At 71.3% G+C, this 22,857-nt stretch carries 23 protein-coding genes and 1 riboswitch; of the genes, 12 read left to right on the forward strand and 11 right to left on the reverse strand.

What is annotated here, in order from left to right; translation table 11 throughout:
* Window positions 1-13: 13 nt before the first annotated feature.
* Window positions 14-1,333 (reverse strand): threonine synthase, encoded by a 1,320-nt coding sequence (thrC, locus tag AB0M70_RS21135; protein ID WP_365821493.1) that lies wholly within the window; start codon window positions 1,331-1,333, stop codon window positions 14-16.
* 17 nt (window positions 1,334-1,350) lie between these two features.
* Window positions 1,351-1,485: riboswitch (SAM riboswitch) on the reverse strand.
* Window positions 1,486-1,654: 169 nt separating this feature from the next.
* Here thrC and AB0M70_RS21140 point away from each other — a divergent pair.
* The 3 genes from AB0M70_RS21140 to AB0M70_RS21150 all read left to right on the forward strand — a co-directional run bounded on the left by AB0M70_RS21140 (window position 1,655) and on the right by AB0M70_RS21150 (window position 4,420).
* A complete protein-coding gene (locus AB0M70_RS21140) occupies window positions 1,655-2,599 on the forward strand; it encodes a glucosyl-3-phosphoglycerate synthase (RefSeq protein ID WP_365821494.1) in 945 nt (314 codons plus the stop codon).
* An 82-nt stretch (window positions 2,600-2,681) separates the two neighbouring features.
* Window positions 2,682-2,957, forward strand: a complete 276-nt coding sequence (locus tag AB0M70_RS21145; RefSeq protein ID WP_365821495.1) for a hypothetical protein — start codon at window positions 2,682-2,684, stop codon at window positions 2,955-2,957.
* A 59-nt stretch (window positions 2,958-3,016) separates the two neighbouring features.
* Entirely contained in the window at window positions 3,017-4,420 is a 1,404-nt protein-coding gene (locus AB0M70_RS21150) for a trehalose-6-phosphate synthase (RefSeq protein ID WP_365821496.1), read from the forward strand.
* Window positions 4,421-4,637: 217 nt separating this feature from the next.
* Here the strand turns inward: AB0M70_RS21150 and otsB are convergent, their stop codons facing one another.
* The 3 genes from otsB to AB0M70_RS21165 are packed head-to-tail and all read right to left on the reverse strand — an operon-like array spanning window position 4,638 to window position 7,030.
* A complete protein-coding gene (gene otsB / locus AB0M70_RS21155) occupies window positions 4,638-5,498 on the reverse strand; it encodes a trehalose-phosphatase (protein ID WP_365821497.1) in 861 nt (286 codons plus the stop codon).
* Window positions 5,499-5,514: 16 nt separating this feature from the next.
* On the reverse strand, window positions 5,515-5,802 hold the full coding sequence (locus tag AB0M70_RS21160) for a DUF3263 domain-containing protein (protein ID WP_365821498.1): 288 nt from the start codon (window positions 5,800-5,802) through the stop codon (window positions 5,515-5,517).
* Window positions 5,803-5,812: 10 nt separating this feature from the next.
* Entirely contained in the window at window positions 5,813-7,030 is a 1,218-nt protein-coding gene (locus AB0M70_RS21165) for an extracellular solute-binding protein (RefSeq protein ID WP_365821562.1), read from the reverse strand.
* Window positions 7,031-7,210: 180 nt separating this feature from the next.
* Here AB0M70_RS21165 and AB0M70_RS21170 point away from each other — a divergent pair, with 180 nt between their 5' ends.
* The 5 genes from AB0M70_RS21170 (at window position 7,211) to AB0M70_RS21190 (ending at window position 12,402) form a co-directional block, all read left to right on the forward strand.
* Window positions 7,211-8,104 (forward strand): sugar isomerase, encoded by an 894-nt coding sequence (locus AB0M70_RS21170; RefSeq protein WP_365821499.1) that lies wholly within the window; start codon window positions 7,211-7,213, stop codon window positions 8,102-8,104.
* Window positions 8,105-8,279: 175 nt separating this feature from the next.
* Window positions 8,280-9,242, forward strand: a complete 963-nt coding sequence (locus tag AB0M70_RS21175; RefSeq protein ID WP_365821500.1) for an ROK family protein — start codon at window positions 8,280-8,282, stop codon at window positions 9,240-9,242.
* A complete protein-coding gene (nagA, locus tag AB0M70_RS21180; protein ID WP_365821501.1) occupies window positions 9,242-10,384 on the forward strand; it encodes an N-acetylglucosamine-6-phosphate deacetylase in 1,143 nt (380 codons plus the stop codon). Before AB0M70_RS21175 ends, nagA begins: the two co-directional genes overlap by 1 nt.
* A gap of 157 nt (window positions 10,385-10,541) precedes the next feature.
* A complete protein-coding gene (locus tag AB0M70_RS21185) occupies window positions 10,542-11,474 on the forward strand; it encodes a 1-phosphofructokinase family hexose kinase (protein ID WP_365821502.1) in 933 nt (310 codons plus the stop codon).
* Between the two features lie 67 nt (window positions 11,475-11,541).
* On the forward strand, window positions 11,542-12,402 hold the full coding sequence (locus AB0M70_RS21190; RefSeq protein WP_365821503.1) for a class II fructose-bisphosphate aldolase: 861 nt from the start codon (window positions 11,542-11,544) through the stop codon (window positions 12,400-12,402).
* A 22-nt stretch (window positions 12,403-12,424) separates the two neighbouring features.
* On the opposite strand, the gene AB0M70_RS21195 is transcribed toward AB0M70_RS21190, so the two are convergent.
* On the reverse strand, window positions 12,425-13,411 hold the full coding sequence (locus AB0M70_RS21195) for a carbohydrate-binding protein (protein ID WP_365821504.1): 987 nt from the start codon (window positions 13,409-13,411) through the stop codon (window positions 12,425-12,427).
* Between the two features lie 87 nt (window positions 13,412-13,498).
* Window positions 13,499-15,172 (reverse strand): diguanylate cyclase CdgB, encoded by a 1,674-nt coding sequence (gene cdgB, locus AB0M70_RS21200; protein ID WP_365821505.1) that lies wholly within the window; start codon window positions 15,170-15,172, stop codon window positions 13,499-13,501.
* 407 nt (window positions 15,173-15,579) lie between these two features.
* Here cdgB and AB0M70_RS21205 point away from each other — a divergent pair, with 407 nt between their 5' ends.
* Complete coding sequence (locus AB0M70_RS21205) at window positions 15,580-16,104, forward strand: flavin reductase family protein (RefSeq protein WP_365821506.1); 525 nt, start codon at window positions 15,580-15,582, stop codon at window positions 16,102-16,104.
* A gap of 138 nt (window positions 16,105-16,242) precedes the next feature.
* Here AB0M70_RS21205 and arfB read toward each other — a convergent pair whose 3' ends face one another.
* Entirely contained in the window at window positions 16,243-16,680 is a 438-nt protein-coding gene (arfB, locus tag AB0M70_RS21210) for an alternative ribosome rescue aminoacyl-tRNA hydrolase ArfB (protein WP_365821563.1), read from the reverse strand.
* A gap of 222 nt (window positions 16,681-16,902) precedes the next feature.
* Here arfB and AB0M70_RS21215 point away from each other — a divergent pair, with 222 nt between their 5' ends.
* The 3 genes from AB0M70_RS21215 (at window position 16,903) to AB0M70_RS21225 (ending at window position 18,752) form a co-directional block, all read left to right on the forward strand.
* Entirely contained in the window at window positions 16,903-17,478 is a 576-nt protein-coding gene (locus AB0M70_RS21215) for a TerD family protein (RefSeq protein ID WP_365821507.1), read from the forward strand.
* A 131-nt stretch (window positions 17,479-17,609) separates the two neighbouring features.
* Window positions 17,610-18,125 (forward strand): GNAT family N-acetyltransferase, encoded by a 516-nt coding sequence (locus AB0M70_RS21220; protein WP_365821508.1) that lies wholly within the window; start codon window positions 17,610-17,612, stop codon window positions 18,123-18,125.
* A gap of 27 nt (window positions 18,126-18,152) precedes the next feature.
* Entirely contained in the window at window positions 18,153-18,752 is a 600-nt protein-coding gene (locus tag AB0M70_RS21225; protein WP_365821509.1) for an NAD(P)H-dependent oxidoreductase, read from the forward strand.
* A gap of 20 nt (window positions 18,753-18,772) precedes the next feature.
* On the opposite strand, the gene AB0M70_RS21230 is transcribed toward AB0M70_RS21225, so the two are convergent.
* From AB0M70_RS21230 to AB0M70_RS21245, 4 genes are all read right to left on the reverse strand, one after another.
* On the reverse strand, window positions 18,773-20,200 hold the full coding sequence (locus AB0M70_RS21230; protein ID WP_365821510.1) for a M1 family metallopeptidase: 1,428 nt from the start codon (window positions 20,198-20,200) through the stop codon (window positions 18,773-18,775).
* A 62-nt stretch (window positions 20,201-20,262) separates the two neighbouring features.
* Window positions 20,263-21,381, reverse strand: coding sequence for a YncE family protein (locus AB0M70_RS21235; protein ID WP_365821511.1), 1,119 nt, complete (start codon window positions 21,379-21,381; stop codon window positions 20,263-20,265).
* Window positions 21,378-21,983, reverse strand: coding sequence for an ankyrin repeat domain-containing protein (locus AB0M70_RS21240; RefSeq protein ID WP_365821512.1), 606 nt, complete (start codon window positions 21,981-21,983; stop codon window positions 21,378-21,380). Before AB0M70_RS21240 ends, AB0M70_RS21235 begins: the two co-directional genes overlap by 4 nt.
* A 62-nt stretch (window positions 21,984-22,045) precedes the next feature.
* Complete coding sequence (locus tag AB0M70_RS21245) at window positions 22,046-22,603, reverse strand: heme-binding protein (RefSeq protein WP_365821513.1); 558 nt, start codon at window positions 22,601-22,603, stop codon at window positions 22,046-22,048.
* Between the last annotated feature and the right edge of the window lie 254 nt (window positions 22,604-22,857).

Raw genomic sequence — 22,857 nt, forward strand, 5'->3', positions numbered from 1 at the left:
GGCCCTACGGCGGCTAACCGGCAAGCCCCGCGGAGCGAAACGCCTCAAGGCTGGGCTTGATCGTCGCGGTCGCCTGAGACGTCTCGGCAACAGCGTCGAGGGTCTTGAGGCCGTCACCCGTGTTCAACACCACCGTGGTGAGCGCCGGGTCGATGAGCCCCGCCTCGAGCAGCTTCTTCGTGACGCCGACCGTCACACCGCCCGCGGTCTCCGCGAAGATCCCCTCGGTCCGCGCGAGCAGCTTGATCGCTTCGACGACCTGCTCGTCGTTCACGTCCTCCACCGCACCGCCCGTGCGACGCGCGATGTCCAGGACGTACGGCCCGTCGGCGGGGTTGCCGATGGCGAGCGACTTGGCGATCGTGTTCGGCTTCTGGGGGCGCACGACGTCGTGTCCGGCCTTGAAGGCGGTGGACACCGGCGAGCAGCCCTCGGCCTGGGCGCCGAAGATCTTGTAGGGCTTGTCCTCGACGAGGCCGAGCGCGATGAGCTCCTTCAGACCCTTGTCGATCTTCGTGAGCTGCGAGCCGGAGGCGATCGGGATGACCAGCTGGTCGGGGAGGACCCACCCCAGCTGCTCGCAGATCTCGTACGCGAGGGTCTTGGAACCCTCGCCGTAGTACGGCCGCAGGTTCACGTTCACGAAGCCCCAGCCCTCGCCCAGCGGGTCGCCGATGAGCTCGGAGCAGAAGCGGTTCACGTCGTCGTAGTTGCCCTCAATGCCGACGAGCTCGCCGCCGTAGACCGCGGCCATGACGACCTTGCCCTGCTCCAGGTCGTGCGGGATGAACACGCAGGAGCGGAAGCCGGCGCGGGCCGCTGCGGCGCCGACGGCGCCCGCGAGGTTGCCGGTGGAGGAGCAGGAGAGCGTGGTGAAGCCGAAGGCGCGCGCGGCCTCGATGGCCTGGGCGACGACGCGGTCCTTGAAGGAGTGCGTCGGGTTGCCGGAGTCGTCCTTGACGAACAGCTTGCCCTGCTCGACGCCGAGCTCACGGGCGAGGTTGTCGGCCTTGACGAGCTTGGTCCAGCCGGGGTTGATGTTCGGCTTCTCGGCGACGTCGGCCGGGACGGGCAGCAGCGGGGCGTAGCGCCAGATGTTGTCGGGGCCGGACTCGATCTGCTTCCGCAGGGCCTCGGGGTCACCGGTCGGCAGGTCGTACGCCACTTCGAGCGGGCCGAAACAGGCCTGACAGGCGAAGATCGGGCCGAGGGCGTAGAGCTCGCCGCACTCGCGGCACGAGAGGCCCGATGCGGGGCCGAGGTCCACGGAACCCGTGGACGTGGAGTCGATCGAGGGGGTGGTGTCGTTCGTTGCGACAGTCTGCGCAGCCATGGAGGCGAGGCCCTTTCTCCTCATCTTCCTCGCGACGCATCTCGCCGCGAGACGGAATTGGCACCTTCCCCACCGAGACCTCGCGTGCGCGGTCGGCGGGATGGTTGCCGGGGCTTCAACGGGCCGTATCCCTCTGCCCCTCTGGATGAGCGGTATGGCGCCGGGGGCTTCTGGGGCCCCAGGGCATTTGTGACGCGATGACCCCGGCATGCGATGGTCATCGGCGTTGTTCAAGACTGTAACCGACGGCCTGGACCCTTGAGATAGTCGTCCGAACCGCGAGATGGATCACATGTAGGCCACACACAGGAGGAGCCACCCGTGCTGGAAGAGGCCGAGCGCTGGCTGACCAGGCGTTCCTGGTCCGTTGCCGACCGTCCGCTCAGCGCACTCGTCGACGCCAAGCGGGCGTCGGGGGCCTCGGTGAGTGTCGTCCTGCCCGCGCTCGACGAGGAGGGGACGGTCGGCGAGATCGTCGCCGAGATCCGCCGTGAGCTGGTCGAGAAGGCCGCTCTCGTGGACGAGCTCGTGGTGATCGACTCCGGCTCGCGGGACCGTACGGCCGAGGTCGCGCGGAAGGCGGGCGCGCGGGTCGTGCACCGGGACGTGATCCTGCCGCGCATCCCGGCCGTGCCCGGCAAGGGCGAGGTCATGTGGCGCTCGCTCCTGGTGACCGGCGGTGACATCGTCGCGTTCGTCGACGCGGACCTGCGGGAGTTCTCGGCGGACTTCGTCACCGGCACAGTGGGCCCGCTCCTGACCGAGCCCGACGTGCAGTTCGTGAAGGCGATGTACGACCGCCCCCTGGGTGAGACCGCGGGCCAGGGCGGCCGGGTGACCGAGCTGATGGCGCGCCCGCTGCTCAACATGCACTGGCCCCAACTCGCGGGATTCGTCCAGCCGTTGGGCGGCGAGTACGCGGCGCGCCGGTCTCTCCTGGAGCGGCTGCCGTTCCCCGTCGGATACGGGGTGGAGCTCGGCCTCCTCGTGGACGCGCTGCACACCGTGGGTCTCGACGCGCTCGCGCAGGTCGACGTCGGGGTGCGCAAGCACCGGCACCAGGACGGGCAGGCGCTCGGCCGGATGGCGGCGGCGATCTACCGGACGGCGCAGTTGCGGCTCGCGCGCGGCCATCTCGTACGCCCCGAGCTCACCCAGTTCGAACGGGGCGCGCAGGGGTTCGAGCCGCGGACCCATTCGGTGGACACCGAGGAGCGCCCGCCGATGGGCGGCATCGCGGAGTACACGGCTCGCCGCGTGGCGTGACCGCCAAAGCCGGGCATTTTGTCTACATTCCCCACTTATGTGGGTCACGCAAGCATGGGGAAGCGCGCTACGGATCGGTGCCGTGGCCTTGGCGACGGCCACTCTCACGGCAGGAGCACTCGGCGCGTCCGCCGCGGCGGACGCCGGCACCGGTCCGAGGATCAGCCACACCGAGGACATCGCCCGGTGGACGCAGGCGCACCCCGCGCCACCGGAACAACAGGGCGCGCCCGTCCCCCGGGGGGAACTGGCCAAGTCGGGCAGCGACTCGGACACGATGCTGTACGCGGGTCTGGCGATCTCCCTGTGCGCACTGGGAGCGCTGGCGGTGGCGGCTGCGAGGAGCAGGCGCGACTAGCTTCGACTAGGGCCCTTCGGACGTGTTTGAGGCCCCGCCCCAGGGGCTAGGTTCGCCACATGGTCTCCGAGCACGCTTCCGCCCAGGTCCTCGTCGCGTCCAACCGCGGCCCCGTCACGTACGCCCTGGAGGAGAACGGGGAACTGACGGCCAAGCGGGGCGGCGGCGGCCTCGTCTCCGGGCTCAGCGCGATCGGCGGCTCCGACGGCGACGACGCGGCCCTGTGGGTCTGCGCGGCGCTGGGCGACGGCGACCGGGAGGCCGTGCGGCGCGGGGTGGGCGAGCCCGGGGTCCGGATGCTCGACATCGATGCCCAGGTGCACGCCGACGCGTACAACGGGATCGCCAACTCGGTGCTGTGGTTCGTCCACCACATGCTCTACCAGACGCCGCTGGAGCCGGCCTTCGGCCCGGAGTTCCGGGCACAGTGGGCGGCGTACGAGACCTACAACCGGGCCTTCGCCGAGGCGCTCGCGGAGAGCGCGGGAGCGGACGCGGCGGTCCTCGTCCAGGACTACCACCTGGCGCTGGTGCCGGGGATGCTGCGCGAGCTGCGCCCCGACCTGCGCATCGGCCACTTCTCGCACACACCGTGGGCGCCGGTGGACTACTTCCGGATGCTCCCGGACGACATCGCGGAGCAGCTCCTTCGCGGCATCCTGGGCGCCGACCGCGCGGCCTTCCTGACGGGCCGGTGGGCGGACGCGTTCACGGAGTGCTGCGTCGCCGTCCTCGGCGGTACGTCCGGCACGCGGATCGGGGTGCACGGGCTCGGGGCGGACGCGGACTTCCTGCGGGAGCGGTCGCGGCGGGCGGACGTGGAGGAGCGCCTTGTCGCGCTGCGGGAGCAGATCGGGGGCTCCGGCGACCGCAAGGTGATCGTCCGCGTGGACCGTACGGAGCTGTCGAAGAACATCGTGCGGGGACTGCTCGCCTACCGGGAGCTGCTCGAGTCCCGCCCGGAGTGGCGGGAGCGGGTGGTGCACGTCGCCTTCGCGTACCCCTCGCGGCAGGACCTCGCGGTGTACCGCGACTACACGGCGGAGGTCCAGCGGGTCGCCGACGAGATCAACTCCCGCTTCGGCGTGGAGGGCTGGACCCCGGTCGTCCTGCACGTGAAGGACGACTTCGCGCGCTCGCTCGCGGCGTACCGCCTGGCGGACGTGGCGCTGGTGAATCCCATCCGGGACGGGATGAACCTGGTCGCCAAGGAGGTGCCGGTCGTCTCCGACGACGGGTGCGTCCTCGTGCTGTCGCGGGAGGCGGGGGCGTACGAGGAGCTGGGCGAGGATGCGGTCGTCGTGAACCCGTACGACGTCACGGGGACTGCTGTCGCGTTGCACGCGGCGCTGACGATGCCGGAGGGTGAGCGAGCGGAGCGTACGAAGCGTCTCGCTTCAGCGGCTACGGCTCTCCCCCCGGCCCAGTGGTTCCTGGACCAGCTGCGGGCGCTGAGGGCCTGAGTTTTCCCCAACCCCGCCCCTTCCCGGCTGTGACATTTGCGGCTGCGCCGCGCAGGGGCTCCGCCCCAGACCCCGCTCCTCAATCGCCGGAGGGCTGAAAATTCAGCCCGTCCGGCGTTTGAGGACGAACTCGGCGGAGCCGGTGATTGACGGCAAGCAAGGCCCCCGCGCCAGAGCGGGTTTTCGGGAAGGGGCGGGGTTGGGGACTAAAAAGTCCCTACGCCAGCCTTGCGGCAACCGCTCCCAGCAGCTCCACCACACCCCCCGGCCCGTCCACCACCAAGTCCGCCCGCTCGGCCAGCTCCGCGACCTCCGCACTGCCACTGCACACAAGCAGCCCCCGCACCTGGTCGGAGCGGAGCTTCTCCACGGCCGCGAAAGCAGGCAGGTCGCCCAAGTCGTCGCCCGCGTAGAGCACCGTCTCCGCCCCTACCTCCCGCACGTAGTCCGCGAGCGCCACGCCCTTGTCCATGCCCGGCGGCCGCAACTCCAGGACCAGACGCCCCGGTTCGACGATGAGGCCGTGGCGGGACGCCAGCTCCGCCAGCGGGCCCCGCAGCGCCTCGAAGGCGGCCTGCGGATCGGCCGCACGGCGCGTGTGGACGGCGACCGCACGGCCCTTCTCCTCTATCCACGTACCGCGCCACGCGCCCATCGTGTCCAGGAATCCGGGCAGTTCGGCCCGCACGGCCGCCACCCCGGGATGCGGCTCCGCCGCGTGCACGGTGGACGAGACGGCGTCCCACCGCTCGGCGCCGTAGTGCCCGAGCACGACGAGGTGCTCGAGGCCCGGCACGCCCGCGAGCCCGCCGTACCGCACCGCCACACCCGCGGGACGCCCGGTGACGACCGCGACGGAACACACCTTCGGCGCGAGCGCGGCGAGGGCGGGGACGGCGTCGGGGTGGGCGCGGGCCTGCTCGGGGTCGGGCACGATCGGGGCGAGCGTGCCGTCGAAGTCGAGCGCGATCACGGCTTTTCCGGGGCGCGCGAGCAGCGCGGCGAGGCCCTCGCGCCCGGCGGGGGTCACGGGCTCGGGCAGCTCGGGAGAGGACGTCGAGTACACAGGGTCACCCATGGGCCCGACCCTACGCTCAACGCTCCCCGCGCCGGGACTCCCTGACCCGCCGAAGCCGGTTGACGGTGACCGGATCGTGCGCGAGGGCGCGGGGATCGTCGAGCAGGGCGTTCAGGAGCTGGTAATAGCGGACCGGCACCAGGCCGAGCTGCTCGCGCACGGCCCGCTCCTTGGCGCCGGGACCGGTCACCCAGTCACGGCGCTCCAGGGCGAGGATCGCGCGGTCACGCTCGGAGAGCCCGGTGTCGGGGAACGTGTCGTCCTGGGCTGCGTCCCGCGCGTCGTCGTCCTGGGCATCCGTCATGCCGGTCACGCTATTCCGAGTTCTCCTCGGTCGCCGCCTTGGACTGGATCTGGCTGAGGATCGACGCCGGATTGCCGTTCGTGTCGACGGCCTTGCCGATGTACTTCTTGACCTGGACGGACACCTGCGCCCAGGACGTCTTGCCCACGGGGTACAGCTGCGAGGTGGGCAGCTCGTCGAGGAACTCGGCGAGCGCCTTGTCGTTCTTGTTGCCCGTCATCGCCTCGGCGGCGGAGTTCGTGACCGGCAGCAGGTCGTACTCGCGCGAGAAGTCCAGGACGTTCTTCGTGCTGTAGGCGAAGTCGAGGAACTTGCCGATCTCCTCGCCGTTGCCGCGCTGCTTGAAGGCCATCATCCAGTCGGCGACGCCCATCGTGGCCTGCGCGTGGCCGTTCACCCCGGGCATCGGCACCATGCCGTACTTCACGCCCTTCTTCGCGGCCATCTGCATCAGCGTGGGGTGGCCGTTGAGCATGCCGACGTCGCCGCGCGTGAACGCGGCGAAGGCCTCGGCGCGGTCGAGCTTGGCGGGGGGCGTGGGGCCCGTCAGGCCCTTGCCGACGAGCTCGTCCTTCAGCCAGGTGAAGGTCTTCACGTTCTGCGCGGAGTCGATGTCGTACGTGCCGACGTTGTCGGTGTAGCCGCCGCCACCGCTGAGCAGCCACTGCATCGTCTCGGCCTGCGCCTCTTCCTTGCCGAGGGGCAGGGCGTAGGGGATCTTCACGCCGCGCGCCTTGAGCGTCTTGGCGGCGGCCGCGAGCTCGCCCCAGCTCTGCGGCGGGGTGAGGCCGGCGTCCTTGAAGATCTTCTCGTTGTAGAAGAGCAGGCGCGTGGAGGAGGCGAACGGCATGCCGTACTGGACGCGCTTGACCTCGCCCGCCTCGGAGAGCGGGGCCATGAAGTCGGCCTGGGTGGAGATGGAGACCAGGTCCTCGGTGCGGTACAGCTTGTCCGCCGCGGCGTAGTCGGCGTACGCGCCGATCTGGGCCATGTCGGGGGCGTCGCCGGCCTTGACCATGTCCTTGACCTTGCGGTCGACGTCGGTCCAGGAGTAGACGCTGACGTCGACCTTGATACCGGGGTTCTCGGCCTCGAACTTCTCGGCGATCTTGTCCCAGTACTTCTGGGAGCTGTTGGCCTTGGAGTCGCCGTAGTCGGCGGCCACCAGCTTGAGGGTGACGTCGCCGGAGTCGCCCGGACCGCCGCAGCCGGCGAGTACCGCCGCCATGCCCAGTACGGCTATCGCCGCGGTCAGTCCTGTCGCGCGCCGCTGCACAGCTGTTCCCACCCTCGATGATCTTCGTGAACTGCGATTTTCCCTCGCGTATGGACACGAGGTCTACACCACCTCAGTATCGCTTGTGCAACGGCGTACCACTGACAGCCCACCGGCAAGGAGTCCCGACGCATGTCGCGTACCGCAGCAGAGATAGCAACTCAGCCCGCCTGCTGGCAGCGGGCGGCCGAGGCCGCTCCCACCTTCGACGGCCTGCCGAAGCCGGGCGAGCGGGTCGCCGTCACCGGGTGCGGGACATCGTGGTTCATGGCCATCGCGTACGCGGCGCTGCGCGAGGCCGCCGGACAGGGCGAGACGGACGCGTTCGCGTCGTCGGAGTTCCCGGCCGGGCGGACGTACGACCGGGTGGTGGCCATCACCCGGTCCGGCACGACGACGGAGGTCCTCGAGCTCCTCGGGCAGCTGAAGGGCGTGGTCCCGACCACGGCCCTGACCGCCGACCCGAAGACGCCGGTCATGGACGCGGCCGACTCGGTGGCGGTCCTCGACTGGGCGGACGAGGAGTCGGTCGTCCAGACCCGCTTCGCCACGACCGCGCTCGCCTTCCTGCGGGCGGGGCTCGGTGACATCCCCGGCGTGAAGTCGGTCGCCGAGGCGGCGGTGGACGCGGAGCTCGCGGTGTCGGAGCCGTTGCCCGCCTCCGTGGTCGGCGCCGAGCAGTGGACGTTCCTCGGGCGTGGCTGGACGTACGGTCTGGCCCTCGAGGCCGCGCTGAAGATGCGGGAGGCCGCGGGCGCCTGGACGGAGTCGTACCCCGCGATGGAGTACCGCCACGGGCCGATCTCCATCACCGGGCCCGGCCGGGTGGCGTGGATGTTCGGGGTGCTTCCGGAGGGACTCGCGGGCGATGTCGACCGGGTCGGCGGTGAGCTGGTGGCCCGCGAGGAGCTGGACCCGCTGGCGGACCTGATCCGGGCCCAGCGGCTCGCGGTGGCACTGGCCGAGTCGCGGGGCTTCGATCCTGACCGGCCCAGGAACCTGACGCGGAGTGTCATCTTGGGCTGATCCTGACCCGCCGCTTCGCGGCGGACGCTCCCCTCCCACCCGATGCCCCGCGGGGTGACGGGTGGGAGACATCCGCCGCGAAGCGGCGGTTTAGGGGGCACCCGCCCACCGGGGTAAGCGGCGATTGGCCGAAGTGGACTAGACCTCTCGCGGCGGAGGCGCGACACTGTCCCCCGTGAGACACGTCATCGCCCTCGATGTGGGCGGCACCGGAATGAAGGCCGCCCTGGTCGGGGCGGACGGCGCGCTCCTCCACGAGGCGCGGCGGGCCACCGGCCGCGAACGCGGTCCCGACGCCGTGGTCGAGTCCATCCTCGACTTCGCCGCCGATCTGCGCGCCCACGGGATCGCGGAGTTCGGGGAGTCCGCCGCCGCGGCCGGCGTCGCGATCCCCGGCATCGTCGACACCGAGCGCGGCACGGCCGTCTATGCCGCGAACCTCGGCTGGCGCGACGTCCCGATGCGCGACCTCCTGAGCCGGCGGCTCGAAGGCATCCCGGTGGCGCTCGGCCACGACGTCCGTACCGGCGGCCTCGCCGAGGGGCGGATCGGCGCGGGCAAGGGCGCCGACCGGTTCCTCTTCGTACCGCTCGGCACGGGCATCGCCGGGGCCATCGGGATCGGCGGCGGCATCGAGCCCGGCGCCCACGGCTCGGCGGGCGAGATCGGGCACATCATCGTGCGCCCCGGCGGCCCGCCCTGCGGCTGCGGTCAGCGCGGCTGCCTGGAGCGGCTCGCCTCCGCGTCCGCGGTGAGCGAGGCGTGGGCGGCGGCCAGCGGCGACCCGGAGGCGGACGCCGCGGACTGCGCGAAGGCCGTGGAGTCCGGCGACCCGCGCGCCCGGGAGGTCTGGCAGAACGCGGTCGACGCGCTCGCCGACGGCCTCATCACGGCCCTCACCCTCCTGGACCCGCACACTCTGATCATCGGTGGCGGTCTGGCCGAGGCCGGGGAAACCTTGTTCACACCCCTGCGGGCGGCCATGACGGAACGCATCGTCACGTTCCAGACCCAGCCCCTCATCGTCCCCGCCGCCCTGGGGGACACCGCCGGGTGCCTGGGCGCGGGCCTGCTCGCCTGGGATCTGCTCGAAGGAACCGCCGCCGACCCCACCCACTCCACGGAGGTAACCGCCTGATGGCCGCTAGCAAAGTTCTCGCCGGTGCTCAGGTGGTCCTGCCCACCGGGACGCTCTCCGGCGGCCGGGTGATCGTCGACGGTGCGCGCATCGTGGGGAGCACTCCCGCGGACGCCGAGATCATCGACCTCCCGCCCGGCCACTGGGTGGTCCCCGGCTTCGTCGACCTGCACAACCACGGCGGTGGCGGAGCCTCCTTCACCTCCGGCACGGTCGACGACGTACTCAAGGGCGTCCACACACACCGCCTGCACGGCACGACCACGCTCGTCGCCTCCACCGTCACCGGCGAGATGGACTTCCTCGCCCAGCGGGCGGGCATGCTCAGCGAACTGGCCGAGCAGGGCGACATCGCGGGCATCCACTTCGAGGGGCCCTTCATCTCGCCGTGCCGCAAGGGCGCGCACAGCGAGGTGCTCCTGCGCGACCCGGACCCCGCCGAGGTCCGCAAGCTGATCGACGCGGCCCGCGGCCGGGCGAAGATGCTGACGCTGGCCACCGAGCTGCCGGGCGGCATCGACTCCGTACGCCTGCTTGCCGAGCACGGTGTGATCGCGGCCATCGGGCACACGGACGCCTCGTACGAGCAGACCGTCGAGGCCATCGACGCGGGCGCCACCGTCGCCACGCACCTCTACAACGCGATGCCGGGTCTCGGGCACCGCGAGCCGGGCCCGATCGCCGCGCTCCTGGAGGACGAGCGGATCACCGTCGAGTTGATCAACGACGGCACGCATCTGCACCCCGCCGCGTTCGAGCTGGCCTTCCACCACGCGGGCGCGGCCCGCACCGCGCTCATCACGGACGCGATGGACGCGGCGGGCTTCGGCGACGGCCGGTACATGCTCGGCCCGCTGGAGGTCGAGGTCCTGGACAGCGTCGCGCGCCTCGTCGAGGGCGGTTCGATCGCCGGTTCGACGCTGACCCTGGACCGCGCGTTCAAGCGCTCGGTGACCGTGGACGGACTGCCGGTCGAGGACGTCGTGCGGGCCATCTCCGCCAACCCGGCCAGGCTCCTCGGGATGTACGACGAGATCGGCTCGCTCGAACCCGGCAAGGACGCCGACCTGGTGGTTCTGGACGCGGAGTTCGACCTGAAGGGCGTCATGCGCAAGGGCGAGTGGGTGGTTGCGCCCCATTAGGCGCAACTGGGGTGATTTCACCACCCGTTGAAGAGACAACGAACAGAAGGCGGTTGGCCCGGACCCCTGGGCCAACCGCCTTGTCTTTGGCATGATCAGCCCCGGAAAGAGACGCGCGGCAAGCGCGTGGCGCAGCGGACTCGGGGGTGAGTGACACGTGATCCTCACGGTGACGCTGAACGCCGCCCTGGACATCACCTACCGCGTCCCCGCCCTCGTCCCGCACGCCTCGCACCGCGTCACCGAGGTCATCGAACGGCCCGGCGGCAAGGGCCTGAACGTCGCCCGGGTCCTTGCGGCCCTCGGCCACGACGTGACGGTGACCGGCTTCGCGGGCGGCGACACGGGCCGCGTCCTGCACGAGCGCCTGGCGCGCGAGCCCCGCGTCACGGACGCCCTCGTGCCCGTGGCCGGCGCCACCCGCCGCACGCTCGCCGTCGTCGACGCGGCGACCGGCGACACCACCCAGTTGAACGAACCGGGGCCGGCGATCTCGCCCGCCGAATGGACCGCGTTCCAGGCGTCGTACGAGGAGTTGCTGCGCCGGGGCGCCGCCGCGGTCGCGCTCTGCGGAAGCCTCCCGCCGGGGGTCCCGGTCGGCGCCTACGCGACGCTCGTACGGGCCGCGCGCGCCGCCAAGGTCCCCGTGCTCCTGGACACCAGCGGGGAGGCGCTGCGCCGCGGTGTCGCCGCCCGCCCCGACATCGTCAAGCCGAACGCCGACGAACTGGCCGAGCTGACCGGCTCCCACGAGCCCGCCCAGGCGACCCGTGACGCCCGCCGCAGGGGCGCGCACGCCGTGGTGGCGTCCCTGGGTGCCGAGGGCCTGCGCGCCGTCACCCCGGAGGGCACCTGGCAGGCGGCCCCGCCCACCCGCGTGCGCGGCAACCCTACGGGCGCCGGTGACTCCGCGGTGGCGGGCCTGCTCTCCGCCCTGGTGGAGGAACTCCCGTGGCCGCGGCGCCTGGCACGGGCCGTGGCCCTGTCCGCGGCGACCGTCGCGTCCCCCGTGGCGGGCGAGTTCGCTCCCTCGACGTACGAAGACCTGCTCACGCGGGTCGCGGTGACCGGGGAGGCCACCGCGGCGTGAGATCACGCGTCACCGCGTGGGCGACGCACAACGGGCCGTGCCGGCCCAGGAATTGGGGACATTCATCGTGCCACTCGTATCCACCGGCGACCTGGTTTCCGACGCGCGCGCCACGGGGCGCGGGGTCGCCGCGTTCAACGTGATCACGCTGGAGCACGCCGAGGCGATCGCCGCGGGCGCCGAGCAGGCGGGCGCCCCCGCGATCCTCCAGATCTCCGAGAACGCCGTGAAGTTCCACGGCGGCAGCCTGTCCGCGATCGCCGCGGCGGCGACGGCGGTGGCGAAGGCCTCATCGGCTCCGCTCTCCCTGCACCTGGACCACGTCATGGACCCGGAGCTCCTGCGGGCGGCGCACCCCGAGGGCTTCAGCTCTGTGATGTTCGACGCGTCGAAGATGACGTACGACGAGAACGTGAAGGCGACCGCGGACGCGGTGCGCTGGGGCCACGAGCGGGGCATCTGGATCGAGGCCGAGCTGGGCAAGGTGGGCGGCAAGGAGGGCGAGGCCCCGCTGGACGCGCACGCGCCGGGCGTCCGCACGGACCCCGCGGAAGCGGCGGCCTACGTGGCCGGCACGGGAGTCGACGCCCTCGCGGTGGCGGTGGGCTCATCCCACGCGATGACGTCCCGCACGGCAACGCTGGACCACGAGTTGATCGACTCCCTCGCGACAGCCGTACCCGTGCCTCTCGTGCTGCACGGCTCAAGTGGCGTACCGGACGCGGAGATCCGGCGGGCCGTCGCATCCGGCATGGTGAAGATCAACGTCGGCACGGCCCTCAACACGGCGTTCACGGGCGAGGTCCGCGCCTACCTCGCCACCCACGAGAGCGGCGTCGACCCCCGGAAATACCTCGCCCCGGCTCGCGAGGCGATGGCCGGGACGGTGGCGGGGTTCCTGGGGCTGCTGACGCGACCCCAGGAGTGACCCCGAAGGAGGAGCGGGCGCCTCAGCCGTTGCTGCCCTCCACGAGCCACATCTGGTCGATGTTCGCCCCGGAGGTGCCGCACAGGTCGCTCTGGGCGCAGGTGAGCGTGACCGAGTTGGTGCCCTTGGTGAGCTGGACCACCGCCCAGGTGTTGGTCCAGCCCTTCTCCCAGTCCCCTTCCTCCGCGTGGGCGAAGTTCTTCATGTTCAGGGGACGGGTCTGCTTCTTGCCGTTCACGAGGATCGTGGCGTTGGAGTCCTTGCCGGGGACGCCGTAGTTCACGTGCAGGCTGTACGAGCCGGCCTCGGGGATGCCGTTGACGGTCCACGTCACCTGGGCGCCGACCTTGTCGAACCCGGACACGTAGACGCCGCCCTCGGACTCCGCGCCCTCTATGTCCGAAGCCGTGGTCGTGCCGCCCTCCAGCTTCAGGGCCTTCGCGTCGGTCTTCGGGAGGTCCGCGGCCGGCTTCTCGGGCTTCTTCGTCGGCTTCTCGCTGGGCTTGACCGTCTCGCCCTGCGTCGAGCCGCCGCCCGCTTCCTTCTTGCCGCCCTCGTCGCCGCCGCCGAACACCATCGCGGCGCCGATCCCGATGGCGACGACCGCGACGACCGAGATCGCCGCGATCAGGAGGCCCTTCGTGTTGGGGCCGCTGCCGCGACCGCCGGAGCCTCTGGACGCCGGGGTGTACTGCGGGGTCGTCGGAGCCCCGCCGAGCTGCGTCTCCGGAGCGGCGTAGTGCGCGTTCGGCTGGCCGTACGCCTGCTGCTGCGGCGGCACCTGCTGGCCGTACGTGGGTGCGGCCTGCGTGCCGTAGGTGTTGGGCCGACGGTCACCGACCGCGCGCACGTGGTTGTACGAGGACCGCGGACCGGGGTACCCGTAGCCGCCCCCGCCGCTGGGCGGGGTGGCGCCGGCCGCCTGTCCGTCTTCGTACAGATAGCCGAACGGATCGTCGTCGCCCTCCGGCGGGTTCGGCGTCTGGTCGCCGTTATTGCCGGGCGTCATTCGCAGGTCACTCCCTCACATCGCTGACCGGGGGAGCCTACCCGCTCCGAGTGAGGTCACGGGGTGGCGTTGACCTCATCCGTACCGTCAGCCCGCCCGCCTGTGCTGCTTGGCACGGGAGCGTTTCTCCACGTACATCCGCTGGTCAGCGGAGTGCAACACCTCGTCGGCCGACATCCCGCAGTGGGCCCACCCGATGCCGAAACTGGCACCGACCCGGACCGCCCTGCCGTCCACCCGGATCGGCGGGATGATCGCGTTCCGCAGCCGCACGGCGAGGTCCTGGGCGTCGGCGCGGCCGAGCCCGTCGGCGAGGACGACGAATTCGTCACCCCCGAGCCGCGCGACCGTGTCCCCGTCACGGACGCCGCTGGTCAGCCGCCTCGCCACCTCGATGAGAACCGCGTCACCCGTGTGGTGCCCGAAGCGGTCGTTGATCGACTTGAAGCCGTCGAGGTCGCAGAAGAGCACGGCCAGGCCCTTGGTGCCGTCGTCCGTGTCCCCCTGGCCCTCGGGGGGCGCGACGGTGTGCACGTGGTGGTCGAAGCCTTCGCCGCCCTGCTGGAGGCTGTGCGCGTTCTGCGAGCCGTAGTCGAAGCTGTGCCGGCCCTCGGCGTCGTACACGCCGTCGTAGGCCGCGTCCAGCGAGTCCACCGCGCTCGGCTGGCCCGCGTGCGGCCTGCGACAGAGACGGGCGCTGAGGCGGGAGCGGAGCTCGGCGGAGTTGGGCAGGCCGGTGAGGGAGTCGTGCGAGGCGCGGTGCGCGAGCTGGAGCTCGCGGCGCTTGCGCTCCTCTATGTCCTCGACGTGGGTGAGCAGGAAGCGCGGCCCGTCGGCGGCGTCGGCGACCACGCTGTTGCGCAGGGAGACCCAGACGTACGTCCCGTCGCGGCGCGCCAGGCGCAGCTCGGCCCTGCCGCCCTCGGCGGAGGTCCGCAGGAGCGTGCCGATGTCCTCGGGGTGGACGAGGTCGGAGAAGGAGTAGCGGCGCATCGCGGACGCGGGGCGGCCGAGCAGGCGGCACAGCGCGTCGTTCGTGCGCAGGATGCGGCCGTGCTGGTCGCCGCCCATCTCGGCGATGGCCATGCCGGACGGCGCGTACTCGAAGGCCTGGCGGAAGGACTCCTCGCTGGCCCGCAGCGCCTGCTGCTCGCGCTCCAGGCGGACCAGGGCGCGCTGCATGTTGGCGCGAAGGCGGGCGTTGCTGATCGCGATGGCGGCCTGGAAGGCGTACATCTGCAGGGCCTCGCGGCCCCAGGCGCCGGGCCTGCGGCCGTTGCGGGGCCGGTCCACGGAGATCACGCCGAGCAGTTCGCCGCCGGCCGCGCCCGTCGCGTACATCGGGGCGAAGAGGCGGTCCGCGGGGTGCCACTCGTCCTCGAAGCGGGGCTCGGGGCCGTCGGTGTACCACTGCGGGACGTCGTCCTCGTCCAGGACCCAGCCCTCGGTGTACGAGATGAACCTCAGGGCGCCCCAGGCCTCGCCCATGGCGAGGCGCTTCTCCCATGCCTCGCGGGAGCCGACCCGGCCGGTGATGAGGGCCTCGGCGGCGGTGTTGCCCGCGAAGGCGGCGACCACGAGGTCGCCGTCAGGGCGCACGAGATTGACGCACGCCAGTTCATAGCCAAGGCCGTTGACCACGCCGTCGGCGACGGTCTGCAGCGTGTCCGCCAGGCTCCGGGCCGTATTGAGATCCGCCACCACCTGATGCAGCTGCCGCAGGGTCGCAAGACGGACGTACGGCTCCGACTCGGTCTCCATTGCTCGCTCTCCCCGAGACCTCGACAGCAACTCCAGGATTCGCAGCGCCCTTAGTGTTCTCGTCGTACCTGAGTTCTCTCAGTGTCTGATTGCCACCGTCACTGAATCACAGCGAGCAGCTCACTCGGTACACAGGGTCAACAAAATATGGGTCCTGTGACTCAAGTCACAGATGGGAAGCCTTCGTTGGTCCAGTCCACTTGCCCGATACACGGCTTCTCACGCGCCCTCGGCGCCTCGGTCGCCGGTCCTAGGCCCGGTATCGGACCACCGCCCGATGTGGCGGCGGGGGTGGCCGGGCTAGCGTCGGCCTTGTGGTTCCCGTACTGAAGACATCCCTGGCGAGCGCGTCCGCGACTCCCCCCGCCCCGCCCTCCCCCCGCGCCCCGTCTCTTGACGGGCATCCTGTGGGGGTGAGCAACGAAGAGTTCCGTGCCGCCATGTCCCGGCTGGCCGCGGGTGTGGTCCTGGTGACCGCCAGAGAGCCGTCACTGGACGCGGACGACCCGCAGGCGCCGGACGGCGAGGACGTCGGCATGACCGCGACGGCCTTCCTGTCCGTCTCCCTCGACCCGCCGCTCGTGCTGGTCAGCCTGCGTGAGGGCTCCCGGATGGACGACCTGCTGGCCGAGCAGCCGCTGTGGGGCGTCTCGGTGCTCTCCGAGAGCCAGCGCCACATCGCGGGCCGGTTCGCGATGAAGGGCAGGATCAGCGACCGGCTGCTCTTCGAGGACCTCCCCTACTCCCGGGGAGAGACGTCAGGGGCTCCGCTGATCGGCGGTGCGCTCTCGACGCTTGAATGCCGAACCGAACAGACGGTGACAGCGGGTGATCACACCCTCGTCATCGGGCGTGTACTTTCGGCTGCCCTGCCGAGCGCCGACGGGGGCCCGCTGATGTATTTCAAGGGCAAGTACCGACAGCTGGGCTGAATGGTTCCGGGCCGAACGGTTCCGGGCTCAATGGCTTTGCGCTCAATGGTTTTGGGTTGAACGGCCTTTGCTGCCGGGACCGTTTGCTGCGCTGGCCAGGGCCAGGACCGGGGCGAGGGCCGGGGCGAGGGCTGGCACTCAGCCCCAGCCCTCGCCCGAGCGGCCGCGCTTGGTCTGACTGCGCTGCTTCTTCTCGCGCAGCCGCCGTTCGTTGATCCCCCGGGGGATCTTCGTGGCGCGCCGGGGCCGTGGGGGCGGCGCGGTGGCCTCCGCGAGCAGCGAGGCGAGGCGGGTGGCCGCCATCTCGCGGTTGCGCCACTGGGAACGGTGCTCGGAGGCCCGCACGCTGACGACTCCGCCGACGAGCCTGCTCGCGAGCCGCTCCAGGGCGCGCTCCTTCCACACCGGGGGCAGCGCTTCCGTGTTGGCCAGGTCGAATCTCAGCTCCACCTGCGAATCGCTGGTGTTGACGTGCTGACCGCCCGGCCCGGACGACCTGGAGAAGCGCCACATGAGCTCGGCCTCGGGCAGGGAGACGGAGCCGCGGATGACATAGGGACCGGACATGGGTCCTATGGTCCCGCGTCTGTCCGGTCCACGTCACCCGCATTTACGGCGCGCCGGGCTTGCCACCCGGGGGTGCGCCCCGCTTGGGGCGGGTGTGGCGTCAGAGGTTGGTAAAGAAAGTAAAAGGACCTGGAACCTCTGGGACCCTGGTCGACGTTCATAGAGGTGACGGTAGCTTCGTCCCCAGTACGAAGCCCGTTCGTAACGCAACGAGGGAAGGGACTCCCAACAATGGCAGTAAGCCTGTCCAAGGGTGGCAACGTCTCGCTCACCAAGGAGGCTCCGGGCCTGACCGCCGTCACCGTGGGCCTCGGCTGGGACGTCCGTACCACCACTGGCACCGACTTCGACCTGGACGCCTCGGCCATCGCGGTGAACCCGCAGGGCAAGGTCTTCTCGGACCAGCACTTCGTCTTCTTCAACAACAAGGTGACGCCGGACCAGACCATCGAGCACACCGGTGACAACGTCACGGGTGAGGGCGAGGGCGACGACGAGCAGATCAAGGTCAACCTGGCGGGTCTCCCGGCCGACATCGACAAGATCGTCTTCCCGGTCTCGATCTACGACGCCGAGAACCGCTCGCAGAACTTCGGCCAGGTGCGGAACGCCTTCATCCGCATCATCAACCAGACCGGCGGCACCGAGATCGCCCGCTACGACCTGAGCGAGGACGCCGCCACCGAGACCGCCATGGTCTTCGGCGAGCTGTACCGCAGCGGCGCCGAGTGGAAGTTCCGCGCGGTCGGCCAGGGCTACGCGTCCGGCCTCGTCGGCATCGCGCAGGACTTCGGCGTCAACGTCTGAGGTTCCTAGGCGAGTTCACGAGGGCCCCCGGCGGAGACATCCGCCGGGGGCCCTCGCGGTTCGCCGCCGCCCGCCACGGGCCGGGGGCGGAAGAGGGGCGGCGGAAGAGGGGCGGGGCTAATCTGCGCCGCATGATCCTCGAACCGCTCACGCCCGCGGACGACGGCGCGCTCCCCGGCGAGCTGCTCACCGAGCTCACCGCCCTGTACGCGTCGAACCACGTCTTCCACGCCCTCTCCGGGGACTTCCCCGACCCCCACGACATCCGCCCCGAACAGGTCGCCGCCGCGCTCGCGGACGAGCTGGCCGTACCGGGCGCCGAGGTGCTCGTCGCCCGCTCCGAGGGGCGGGCCGTCGGGATCGGCATCACCTTGGACCGCCATCCCGACCCCGCCGACCCGGACCCGTGGATCGGACTCCTCATGGTGGACGCGGAGAGGCAACAGCAAGGATTCGGGCGAGAGTTGACGGGCCGGATCGAGGAACGCTTCCGGGCGGACGGACGCACCGGGGTGCGTCTCGCGGTGCTCGCGGGCAACGACGCCGGGCTCGCCTTCTGGAGGGCGCTCGGATACGAGATCATCGACCACCGGCACGACCTCGAAGCGGACCGCCCGTGCGCCGTACTGCGCAAACCGCTGCTGTAGGTCATTCAGGTCACCGAGGGGGGACCCATGTCCAAGTCCGTCGCCGTCTACCTCGCCCATCCGCGCCCCGGCAGCTTCAACCACGCCCTGGCCGAAGCCGTCGCCGATGAACTGGCGGGGCGGGGCTGCCGGGTCGTCGTGCACGATCTGTACGCCGAGGGGTTCGACCCGATGCTGCCCGCCGGCGCCACGGGCACGGTCGGCGCCGCCCCCGACGACGAGGACCCGCTCGTCACGCGCCACCGCGCCGAAGTCGTCACGCACGACGCCCTGGTCTTCGTCCACCCCAACTGGTGGGGCATGCCGCCCGCCGTCCTCACCGGCTGGATCCAGCGCGTCCTCGCGCCGGGCGTCGCCTACAAGCTGGGCACGGCGGACGGCGAGCCCGCCGGACTGCTCAAGGCCCGGCGCGCCCTCGTCCTCAACACCTCCGACACGCCCGCCGAACGCGAGGACGACGAGTTCGGCGACCCCCTCCAGCGCATCTGGGCGGCCTGCGTGCTGCCCTACGTCGGCGTCGACGACGTACGCCGTCACGTCCTGCGCACCGTCACCGACTCCGGCGACGGCGAACGGGCCGGCTGGCTGCGCCTGGCCAGGGAGCAGGCCGCCGCCCTGGTGGAGTGACAGTGGCGGCGGCCGACGGCTCACGGACGCTTCGGCTTGCCCTCCCCGTACAGCCACGGCCCCCAGATCGCCCGGACCTTCTCACGCGCCTTCTCACTGCCCGCGTGCCGCTCCACGTACCGCGTGAAGTCCTCGGTGTCCGCGTTGCCGTGGCGGTGGGTCTTCGTCCAGCCCTGCACGATGTCGTAGAAGGTGGCGTCGCCCACCGCCCGGCGGATCTTGTGGATGACCATGCCGCCCCGCTCGTAGACCGGGCTGTCCGAGATGGTCGCGGCGGACGGCGGCTTCGCGGGCGGGAAGGCCCAGATGGCGTCGTTGTCCTCCTGGGACTCGTAGTAGTCGCCCGCGTAGATCTGGTCGAAGATCTCCTGCGCGCTGTCGCCGTCGTTGTCCTCCTGCCAGAGCCACTCGGCGTACGTCGCGAAGCCTTCGTTGAGCCACATGTCCCGCCAGGACTTGGGCGTCACGGAGTTCCCGAACCACTGGTGGGCCAGCTCGTGGACGACGAGCTCGGTGTCGGGGGCGCCCGGGTAGGTGGGGCGGGTCTGGGTCTCCAGGGCGTAGCCCGCGTCGCCCTCACGGCCGACGATCGCGCCGGACGACGAGAAGGGGTAGGGGCCGAAGTTCAGCTCCTGCCACTCCAGGATCTCGGGGATCCGGGCGAGCGCCTTGGCACTGGCCTTGGCCTCGGAGGGTTCGACCGCCGTGAGCACCGGTATCCCGGACTTCGTCGTCGACTTCTTCACCTCGTACGGCCCGATCGCCACCGTCGCGAGATAGCTCGCCATCGGCTCGGCGCTGTGCCAGGCGAAGGTGGTGCGGCCGTTCTTGGTCGACTCGCGGGTCAACTCGCCGTTGGAGATGGCCTTCAGGTCCTTGGGGACGGTGACGCGTATGTCGTACGAGGCCTTGTCCGAGGGGTGGTTGTTGGACGGGAACCACGCCATGGAGCCGGTCGGCTCGCCCAGCGCGATGGCGCCTTCCTCCGTCCGCAGCCAGCCCTCTTCGGAGTCGTCCGGGTCGGTGATGGTCTGCGGGTCGCCCGAGTAGCGGACGACGGTGCGGAACGTCTCGCCCTCGTCGAGGTCGTCCGGGGGCCGGATCGTCAGCTCCTGCCCGTCACGGTGGAAGGAGGCGTCCTTCCCCTCGACGGTCACTCCCTTCACCTCGAGGCCCTTGAGGTCCAGGTTGAAGGCGCTGAGGTCCTGCGTCGCGCGCGCGGTGATCTCGGCGGTGCCGGTGAGGTGCCGCGCGTCGGGGTCGTAGCCGAGGGTCAGGTCGTAGTGCGCGACGTCGTAGCCGCCGTTGCCGAGCCTGGGGAAGTACGGGTCGCGCACGCCGTCGGCCCCGGGCGTGCCGTGCACTCCGGAGCCGCTGCACGCGGTGAGGACAAGGGCGGTGAGGGCAGCGGCCGAGGTGCCGCGCAGCGCCGTGGATCGTGGGTGCACGCCTGTGATCTTATGCGGCATATGTTCGGTGGTGCGTCGCGCCCAGCCGTAGCGGTGGCGCCCTACAGGACCGCGATGCCCAGCGGGCGTTCTCCTGCCGGGAGTCGGCGGGTGTCGCCGGTCTTCAGGTCGATGACGGTGATGCCGTTCCAGAAGCCGTCGCGGGTGAAGCCGCCGGTGACGTAGGCGGTGTCGCCGTCCTCGGAGACCGCGACGTCCTCGTGCGGGCCGTCCAGCGGGAAGATCCGCTCCTCGCCGTTCTTCGTGCGCATGGTCAGCGAGGGCCCCTCGTCCGACGAGGGGTCGATGGGTCCGGTGCCGACCGCGAAGAGCGTGCCGTCCGGTGTGATGTGCGCGCCGTGCTGATGCGTGTTGGCCGTCATCTTCTCGATGTCGGACTCGCCGGTGCGCGGGTCGAGCACGACGAGCTTCTCGCCCTCGAAGGGCAGCAGGAGCTTGCCGTCCGACGGGCGTACGGCGGTGTAGTGCGGCTTCAGCCAGGAGCCGAGGCCGCCTTCCGTGCCGTAGGGGGCGACTTCGATGCGGCGCGGTGCGAGGGAGTCCGCGCGGACGACCGTCACGTCGAAGGAGTCGTGGTTGGTCGCGTACACCTCCTTGCCGTCCTTGGACACGTCGACGTCGAAAGGCCTGCGGCCCACCGGAACGGTGTCCGTGACCTCGCGCTTGTCGGTGTCGATGACCTCCAGGGTGCCCTTGCCGTCCGGGACGTTGACGCCCACGTAGGCGTGCTCGCCGTCCGGGGAGAGGGCGATGCCCATGCCGCCGCCGCGGTACTCGCCGGTCGTCGTGGGCCCGCTGTCGGTCTCGTACGGGATGTGGTCGACGCGCTCGCGGTTGTGGGTGTCGATTACGGCCACGGCGTCGGCGGTGGCGACCCAGGCGCGGCCGTCCTCCCCCACGGCGATCCCGTAGGGCGCGGTGCCGACCTCCACGGACTCGACGGGCCCGCGCTCGGGGTCCACGAACGTGACGGTGTCCGAGCCGAAGTCGGCCACCAGAAGGGTGCCTTCGGGGGTGCGCTGCTCTGCGGGGATGGTAGCGGTGGCCTTCGCGCGGGTGGGCTCGGCGCCCGACTCCGCGGCGGCCCCTCCGCCGGTGCCGCAGCCCGCGAGGAGGGCGCCACCCAGGAGAGCGATGGCCACCGTTTGGGGAGCCTTCACGAGGCAGCCCCCCTCAACAGCGCGGCGATCTCGGCGAAACCACGGCGCTCCGCGTGCGCGAGAGGGGTGACCCCGTCCCGGTCGGCGAGGCCGGGCGTCGCGCCCGCGGCGAGCAGCAGCTCCACGATCTCCTGGTGCGCGCGGCCGCCCTCGCCGAGGATCACGGCCTCCAGCAGGGCGGTCCAGCCGAGGTCGTTGACGTGGTCGACGTCGATGTCGGTGACGCGCAAAACCTCCCGTACGTACGCGACGTGGCCGCGTTCCGCCGCCGGGATCACGGAGATCCCGCCGAACCGGTTACGGAGCTTCAGGTCGGGCCCCGCGGGAAGCAGGACGTGCAGCATGGCGACGCTGCCGGTCACGCCGGTGGCCAGCCAGGGGCTCTCGGCGCGGTGGTCCTGGGCGTCGACGTCGACGCCCGTGGCCACCAGGACCCGTGCGGCCTCGACGCGGTCGCCGATGACGGCGAGCAGCAGGGGGGTGCGCAGCTCGGCGTCACGGGCCTCGACGCGGGCTCCCGCGTCGAGGGCGGCTCTCACGTCGTCGGCGTTCCCGGCCCGTGCGGCAGCGAGCAGCCGCTCGTCCTGCGCGGTCCTCGTCATGTTCGTCCTCCTCGTCGTCGTACGGACCGGGAACAGCCTCGGTGTCATGAGATCCGGTGGCTTCAGCGGCCGAGCGCCGCGACGCCCGCCTTCGCGAACTTCTCGTCCAGGTCGCCGCTCGGGGCGCCCGCGACACCGATGCCCGCGATGGGCGCGTCCTTGGCGGTCACCGGGGCGCCGCCCGCGAGGAACAGCGTGCCGGGGATGTCCTTCAGGTTCGGGGCCTGCTCCAGGCGCTTGGTCAGCTCGGAGGTGGGCGCGTTCCAGGAGACGGCGGTGTACGCCTTCTTCACGGCGGACTCGGGGGACTGCGGTCCTGCGCCGTCGCCGCGCAGCTCGACGATGGTGTTGCCGTTGCGGTCGACGACGGCGACGGAGACGCGCTGGTTCTCCTTCTTCGCGGCGTCGAGGGTGGCCTGGGCGGCCTTGGTCGCGGCGGCGACGTTCAAGTGCGTCGACTGCGTGAGGTTCTTGTTGGCCGCGTCGGCGGCGACGGCGGCCTTGGGGGCGGCGGCCGGGGACTCGGCGCTGGCGGAGACGGCCCCGAAGGTGCCGGCGCCGAGGACGGCGGCGGTGGCGGCGATGGTCAGGACGCGGGTGCGGCGGGTGAGCTTCTGCATGGGGTGCTCCTCGGGTGCATCTGAAGGTGAAGGCGGGGGGCGGGGTCGGGATCGGGGGAGGTTGTTCCCTCTGCGATCAATCCTCCGGCCGCATCCGGGGCCCACTCCTCGACGTACCGGCTGCTACCTGCCTGCGGCTCGGCCGACACGAGGGTCAGCCGATCGGTTGACCCCCTGGTGATCCCGACGGGCCACAATGAGGTTGTTTGCGCAGTTCAGCAGCGAATCGCGCATCGTGAGCCGCGAGTCGTGAG

Origin of the sequence: Streptomyces sp. NPDC051214, from assembly GCF_040682375.1 — a bacterium.
Lineage (GTDB): Bacteria > Actinomycetota > Actinomycetes > Streptomycetales > Streptomycetaceae > Streptomyces.

Excerpts from the sequence above, each read along its gene's own strand:
- thrC (WP_365821493.1), bottom strand. The coding sequence starts at position 1,333 with ATGGCTGCGCAGACTGTCGCAACGAACGACACCACCCCCTCGATCGAC.
- AB0M70_RS21150 (WP_365821496.1), top strand. The coding sequence starts at position 3,017 with ATGGTCTCCGAGCACGCTTCCGCCCAGGTCCTCGTCGCGTCCAACCGC.
- otsB (WP_365821497.1), bottom strand. The coding sequence starts at position 5,498 with ATGGGTGACCCTGTGTACTCGACGTCCTCTCCCGAGCTGCCCGAGCCC.
- AB0M70_RS21160 (WP_365821498.1), bottom strand. The coding sequence starts at position 5,802 with ATGACGGATGCCCAGGACGACGACGCGCGGGACGCAGCCCAGGACGAC.
- AB0M70_RS21165 (WP_365821562.1), bottom strand. The coding sequence starts at position 7,030 with ATGGCGGCGGTACTCGCCGGCTGCGGCGGTCCGGGCGACTCCGGCGAC.
- AB0M70_RS21170 (WP_365821499.1), top strand. The coding sequence starts at position 7,211 with ATGTCGCGTACCGCAGCAGAGATAGCAACTCAGCCCGCCTGCTGGCAG.
- nagA (WP_365821501.1), top strand. The coding sequence starts at position 9,242 with ATGGCCGCTAGCAAAGTTCTCGCCGGTGCTCAGGTGGTCCTGCCCACC.
- AB0M70_RS21195 (WP_365821504.1), bottom strand. The coding sequence starts at position 13,411 with ATGACGCCCGGCAATAACGGCGACCAGACGCCGAACCCGCCGGAGGGC.
- cdgB (WP_365821505.1), bottom strand. The coding sequence starts at position 15,172 with ATGGAGACCGAGTCGGAGCCGTACGTCCGTCTTGCGACCCTGCGGCAG.
- AB0M70_RS21215 (WP_365821507.1), top strand. The coding sequence starts at position 16,903 with ATGGCAGTAAGCCTGTCCAAGGGTGGCAACGTCTCGCTCACCAAGGAG.
- AB0M70_RS21220 (WP_365821508.1), top strand. The coding sequence starts at position 17,610 with ATGATCCTCGAACCGCTCACGCCCGCGGACGACGGCGCGCTCCCCGGC.
- AB0M70_RS21225 (WP_365821509.1), top strand. The coding sequence starts at position 18,153 with ATGTCCAAGTCCGTCGCCGTCTACCTCGCCCATCCGCGCCCCGGCAGC.
- AB0M70_RS21240 (WP_365821512.1), bottom strand. The coding sequence starts at position 21,983 with ATGACGAGGACCGCGCAGGACGAGCGGCTGCTCGCTGCCGCACGGGCC.
- AB0M70_RS21245 (WP_365821513.1), bottom strand. The coding sequence starts at position 22,603 with ATGCAGAAGCTCACCCGCCGCACCCGCGTCCTGACCATCGCCGCCACC.